Origin of the sequence: Blautia sp. MSK.20.85 (genome assembly GCF_013317245.1) — a bacterium.
In the GTDB taxonomy this organism is placed as follows: Bacteria; Bacillota; Clostridia; order Lachnospirales; family Lachnospiraceae; genus Blautia_A.
This window is the reverse complement of record NZ_JAAIUN010000062.1, coordinates 1-2,854: the sequence shown is the minus strand read 5'-3', so window position 1 is coordinate 2,854 and position 2,854 is coordinate 1. Positions and strand designations below refer to the sequence as shown.

General features: G+C 42.7%; 1 protein-coding gene and 1 pseudogene. Both read right to left on the bottom strand.

Annotation, left to right across the window (positions count from 1 at the left end):
• The coding region (locus G5B12_RS16795; RefSeq protein ID WP_255494036.1) for a thioester domain-containing protein at positions 1 to 2,361 on the bottom strand (2,361 nt) is incomplete at its 3' end.
• Positions 2,362 to 2,429: 68 nt separating this feature from the next.
• A pseudogene (locus G5B12_RS16790) lies at positions 2,430 to 2,854 on the bottom strand (DNA topoisomerase III); the annotation flags it as partial.

Genomic DNA, 2,854 nt, shown 5'->3' with positions numbered 1-2,854 from the left:
AGTTGCTTTCTCAATCAGTGTTCCTTTTTTCACAACAACGGTTCCGTCTGCATTTCTAATATCATCGGATGCATACAGAGCAAAAATACCGCCATTCAGTGGTTTCTTGGTGTCTTTATCCTGTTTTACTACGGAAACATCTGCTTTCTGTCTCTCGTTGTTAAAAGTCACATCTGCAAATACAACTTCTTTATTCTGTCCGGCATAGGTCAGAGTCACTGGCTTTTCTTCGCTGCCGTTATAGAAATTGTCCGGTGCTTTTGCTTCTTTTACCACATAGGTTCCAAGATGCAGGTTTTTCAGTGTGACAGAACCATTCTCACCTGTTGTCAGATTTTCTTTTACCAGGTCACCTTTGCTGTACACTTTTGTGCCATAAGCAGTTACGATATCCGCTCCGGCATACACGTTATACACTGCATTTTTCTGTCTGCGGTTTTCATACTGAAATACCGTTCCATTTTCACTGACATCTGCTCCGGTAAGAACTTGTCCTTCTTTATAAATGGTAAGTTCTGCACTCTGCTCTTTGTTTACCACAATTACAGAAGATGTCTTACCGACTACCAGATTAACATTCGTCGCAGTTGCACTTACCGCATATCCCTGTGGTGCTGTGATTTCTTTCAGATAAACAGTATCCTGTGTCTTGATGATCGTTACAGAGGATTTTCCATTCTTATCTGTGGCAGGCATCTGAGCGATCAAGTTGGTGCAGGCTGCATCGCTGTATACGCCAAATACCGCACCTTTCAGGTTGATATCACCAGCCTCATCTTTCTTTACGATTTCGATGGTAGCCTGTTCAATCCAGGACACTTTAAAATCAACATATTTTTCGTCTGTTACACCCTCACCAAACACCAGAGCTAAGTCCTGTGTATCGGATCCGGTAGAAATTTTATAAGCAGAGTAATCTTTTGTAATACTTCCCTTCATGGTAGAGGACCAGCTCTGTCCCACATCACTCACCTGTGTCAGTGGTGCAGAAAGATAAAACTTTGTTCCTCCGCAAATTTCTACACTTGCACCAGCTTTACTTGTTGTGCCTGTGCTTAGATTATGAAGTTTCACACCAGACGGAAGCTTCATCGTAATTGTCTGCAGCTTATCTGCTTTAAATGTAATATCTTTGGTTCTCTGTGAATTGCCATCCACATAAGCTTTTACATCTCCATCAGAAAATGACATTGCTACATCCGGAATTTCCGGCTGAGAAACACAGTAGTTATACAACTTCATTGCTAAGTTTTTGGCTGTACTGTTTGCTCCGGAAAAGGCATCTCCACTTCCGTTTGCATAAGAAGCAGCCAGATGGACAAGAATAAACTTAGCTCCTGCACTCAGATTTCCATAACCATTCTCTTCTGTAAAGAATCCTTCATCACCTGCAGCCTTGGTTCCGTAATAACAAACCTTTGCAAGTGCTTTACCATCACTAACCTTACTAATGGTATAATTCCCTGTTCCCGGTCCTGGTTTTGATGGCTGTACACAATAAGCTGTTGCAGAAACATTTCCAAACTTAACCGTGTACTTGTAGGTCAGATAAGATCCATACCCATAATCTGCATAACTGTACATAGCTCCTCTGGTAACAGATACTTTCTGTGCAGCCCTTGCACTTGTCATTGCCATAAAGGTAATGGTTTCACCAGCTTCCATGGCATATAAATCGATTCCTTCCTCTTCAGCCTGCTCCAGGGCATCCGATACCGTCAGTCCTGTTTCCGGATCCGTTGTGTTTTCGGTATCTTCTTCCATATCCGGTAACAGTTCGCTTGCCTGGGACTCAAACTCCTCCAGCTCACCTTCCGTCACTTCCTCTGTTGGAAGCAATTCCGAGTCTGCTTCTGAATCCTCCGTTTCCTCTGTCTGCTGTTCACTGCCAGCTGTTTCGGATTCGGTTACTGCTTCACTCCCTGCAGTTTCTGTCTGCACTTCTGTTTCTTTCTCAAGCACAATCAGCTTTCGGCTGATCTGATACTTCGGATGCTCCTGATTTACCGGTTCCACATAATAGACCGCTTTGTAAGTGTCCGCATGATCTGTCGTAAAATCCTCATTCTTATCATTCTTTGCTTCCTCAAATGTGACTTTGACCTTGTTATCATCCTTGATTTCCAGTCCGGTATAATCTGATTTCACATCAAATACACTGCCTGTTTCGATTTCATAATCTTTGGCAGTCACCACCTCATCTTCATCCAGAAGGTCTTTCACTTCCTCATAAAGTGGAGGTTTCTCCTCTGGCTGGATCTCCGCTGCATATGCCGTCATCGGAGATAGCACTGTACTAAGCATTGTCATGCCTGCCAGCAAGCCAGATACTACTTTTCTAAAATTACCTTTTTTCTTCATGCTAAGGTCCTCTCTTTCATATATTTGTATTAAAACAGACAGTCCTTAGACTGCCTGCAATACACTACTTATCGTTGTGGAAAAATCAGATTGAACTGTACATTTCCCTCTCCGGGATCAACCATCTCCACAGTTGCTTCGTACTGTCTCCCTGTTTTTCTTGATACCAGATCCTTATAATGGATTTTTCCTTTAGACAGGAACTTCTTTGCTGCCGTCTTATCCATCTTTTTTCCCTGGCTTGCAAGGAATTTATCATTCTTCCACAAGGTAAAAGCACAGTTCCGATCAGAACAGTAGAAATTTACTTTTCCTTCCCGGACATCTGCTCCACATCGGGGACATTTGCCAATGACTTCTCCTTTTGCCTTTCCCTGAAACTGATTTTTCTTCTCTTCTGAAATACCCTGATACCTGGCAACCAGTTCCTGCATCAGTTCTGTAATCCCATTTAGGAATTCATCTGCTGTCTCTGTATTCTGGGCAATGTGAT